This is a genomic window from Paenibacillus sp. JT31N11 (genome assembly GCF_056269285.1).
This window is the reverse complement of record NZ_JBWDNQ010000053.1, coordinates 1-3181: the sequence shown is the minus strand read 5'-3', so window position 1 is coordinate 3181 and position 3181 is coordinate 1. Positions and strand designations below refer to the sequence as shown.

Here is a 3181-nt window from a genome sequence, read left to right as displayed (position 1 = left end):
TTTACGCACAGATTTCGCCATGCGCAAGCATCCTAGCTACAAGGGTGGCTTGGTCCCTCCCTTGGTTGGACTTTCACCAACTAGATAATGCGTGCCTCTGGGCACGCCAAAAGAAAAAGGAGCTGCCGTGCGGCAAGCTCCTCACTAACGTACCCGTTAGCCGAATTCGGTTCGGTAAAGTAAATAAGAGTTATCTTTTAAGATGAAATGTTCAACTGGGAAGTTGTCCTTTAATGACCGGTTTATTATGATGGCCATAAAATTTTGTAAGCTATCCTTGAAATTTAGATTTGCTAAGTGATATTTTTCATTTGGCCATCCTTCACTGACATCAAACAAACCCTTAATGTCTTCTTCTATGGCTAAACCGCCCACGCTAAAATCTAATTCCCTATAGAGAGAGATCAGAAGATGAATGAACTCATCTAACTCATCATCTCTCACACCTGGCTGATTCCACTCCGGGACATCAAATGCATCTCCGTAAAAGCAAATTGAAAATGACAATAATCTCGAACTGATTTTCTCAACGAAAAGTAAAGCTCTCCGTAGCCGAGTTGTATGAACAGTTATGTTGAGTGTTATTTGATGAATCATTACACTGTGAGGATCATCTTCATCGTAAGGATAGCCCTTATAGTATTGTTCAAGGTATTCTGGAGGGTTATGAACTTCTATTTTAACGTCTAGATTCTTCAACTTAGAGACGACTCTTTCTATTTTAGTTGGTTCATGAATTATAAAGCTAAGTTCTAAAAAAGGTCCTCCTTGTAACCAATTCATAAGTAATCACCTCATCAAAGATAGTACCACATATTGGAACTATCCTGCCTATTAACGTAATGAAGCCGCCGATCGTGCTGGCAGCTTCATCACAAATGTTTATTGTGCTATCGTACCCGTTAGTTTAATCACGACTTAACTTATGGTACGGTTCACCACGCTGTCTGTAACGGCAAGTTTCGTTTTTCTAACAGCATAAGCAAGTTCCCAATTTATACAGGCTCGTCTCTTGACTTAAGTCAATGCACGTAAACATCCCCCTAGTTACAATGTAATCATTACTTAAACTTAGGGGGTTTTTCATGAGTATTCCAAGGATTAGGTTATCAGCGAAGGTCTTGGTGGATTCTCTTCTTAATTCTGCTTAGTGACTCCGGAGTAATGCCGAGATAACTGGCCAATTGATGTTGGGGTACCCGGTCGATGAGAGATGGACGTTTCATTAGCAGCGTCCTAAAGCGTTCTTCAGGCGAAGAAGCGATAAAAGCAGCGAATTCCTCTTGGACCTGACTAAAGTTCTCCTCGATCATCCTGCGTGTCATCGACTCCAATTGAGGGTGTTTGTGGTACATGTCCTTTTCCGTATCCAGGTCGCCAATGACCATTACCGAATCTTCAACGCACGTGAAGGTGTAATCGGACGTCTTGTCAGGTTTATGATGATTGAAAATGGCGATGGCTTGCTCTTCGGTGTAGAAATTGGATGTGACCTCTCTTCCCTCTTCATCGATCCCATACTGCCTTACGCAACCTTCCAGGATGAAATAACATTTTGTAGGGGCATCTCCTTGTTTAAAAAGCACGCTCCCCTTTTTAAATTCTTCTATTCGGATCTCGTCCACAATGGCTTGCTGATCTTCCTCGTTAAGGGAAGTCCATCTCGACATATACTTATATAAAATGCCTTTCATTACCGCTTTCCTTCATCTCCTTCTCTTCCGTTTTTCCTTCTATCCATTTTCTAACGTTAGGGAGCCTTTGTAAAGGATTCGTTGCAGAAGGAGTATAAAAATTTGCAGGAGGGGAAACCCATGAGAGCCATGATCCAAATCTCGTATGGTTCACCGGAAGTGATTGTCCCGCAAGAAATCGCGAAACCGTCGCCTGGAAACAAGGAAATTCTCATACGTATCCAAGCTGCCAAAGTAGGGCCGTCGGACTGCGCTTTTCGTAAGGGCGATCCGTTTATGATTAAATTGATATACGGACTGTCCAGACCGAGATTTGCAATTGGAGGAACCGAATTAGCCGGAGAGGTTGAAGCGGTCGGCGAAGAAGTAAAGCATTTTAAAGCAGGTGATCGTGTTTTGGGGATGAGCATCAAAAACTTCGGTGCTTATGCCGAATATAAGTGTCTATCCGAAGAGAGCCCACTTGCGGCCATACCGGACAACATCACCTTTGAAGAAGCCGTAGGCGTCTGTGACGGGGGTGCCACCGCATTGACGTTTCTAAGAGATAAGGCAAAGCTGCGGAAGGGACAGAAAGTGCTGATTAATGGTGCCTCAGGGGCTGTCGGCATCTATGCTGTGCAATTAGCCAAATACTATGGCGTTGAAGTAACCGGTGTTTGCTCTGCCGGCAACGAAGGTCTGGTAAGACAAGCAGGGGCAGATTTCATTATTGATTATACCCAAGAGGATTTCACAAACGCGGACAAAGCCTATAATGTCGTTTTTGATGCTGTAGGCAAACGCTCCTTCTCGGCATGCAAGCGTGTACTTACGGCCAAGGGAATTTATCTGACTACTGCACCCAAGCTATCTATCCTTTTACAGATGATATGGACTTCCTTGTTTAAAAGCAAACGAGCTATTTTTGCAACAGCCGGCCTTATGCAAAACAAAGCGAATTTGGCGTTTCTCATGAAACTCGCAAGCAATGGAACGCTGAACGCCGTGATCGATCGTCGATATCCTCTGGAGCTCCTTCCGGATGCCCACAAATATGTAGAGACCGAACGTAAAAAAGGTAACGTGATTATTAAGTTCTAAAGTCAGCCGTTACCCTTTCGCTCAAAAACTTGCCGTTACTTGTGGTACGGCTCACCGTAATATAAAGTACAATTTTGACCACAAAATTTACATCAGTATATAAAGATAAAGCCACTCCTGACAATGAAAAGGCATCCGATTGGTCGGATGCCTTCCTGGTATTTATTGAGCTATCGTGCCCAGTTAGTTGAACAACAGTTGTCCGTCTTATCCGATGTTATCCCTTTTGCCCGAGATTCAATCCATTACTATAATCCCGCCTCTGTGCACGATTGAAATAGCGACGTATCAAGTGTTTATAAGGGGAACTGAACTCCTGCCATGGTTTTTCTGAGGCCCCCCGTGTTGGTCATCCATCGTGACCATGAGTTGCTGAGCTACTGGCAACCTCGACAAATGACTTG

3 protein-coding genes are annotated in these 3181 nt (G+C 43.7%); 1 reads left to right on the top strand and 2 read right to left on the bottom strand.

What is annotated here, in order from left to right:
- Window positions 1-156: 156 nt before the first annotated feature.
- Both AC0YNV_RS40530 and AC0YNV_RS40525 read right to left on the bottom strand, forming a co-directional pair.
- Window positions 157-783 (bottom strand): hypothetical protein, encoded by a 627-nt coding sequence (locus tag AC0YNV_RS40530; RefSeq protein WP_475773109.1) that lies wholly within the window; start codon window positions 781-783, stop codon window positions 157-159.
- 326 nt (window positions 784-1109) lie between these two features.
- Window positions 1110-1694, bottom strand: coding sequence for a Crp/Fnr family transcriptional regulator (locus AC0YNV_RS40525; RefSeq protein WP_475773108.1), 585 nt, complete (start codon window positions 1692-1694; stop codon window positions 1110-1112).
- Window positions 1695-1814: 120 nt separating this feature from the next.
- On the opposite strand from AC0YNV_RS40525, the gene AC0YNV_RS40520 reads away from it, so the two are divergent.
- On the top strand, window positions 1815-2777 hold the full coding sequence (locus AC0YNV_RS40520) for an NAD(P)-dependent alcohol dehydrogenase (RefSeq protein WP_475773107.1): 963 nt from the start codon (window positions 1815-1817) through the stop codon (window positions 2775-2777).
- Window positions 2778-3181: the final 404 nt, after the last annotated feature.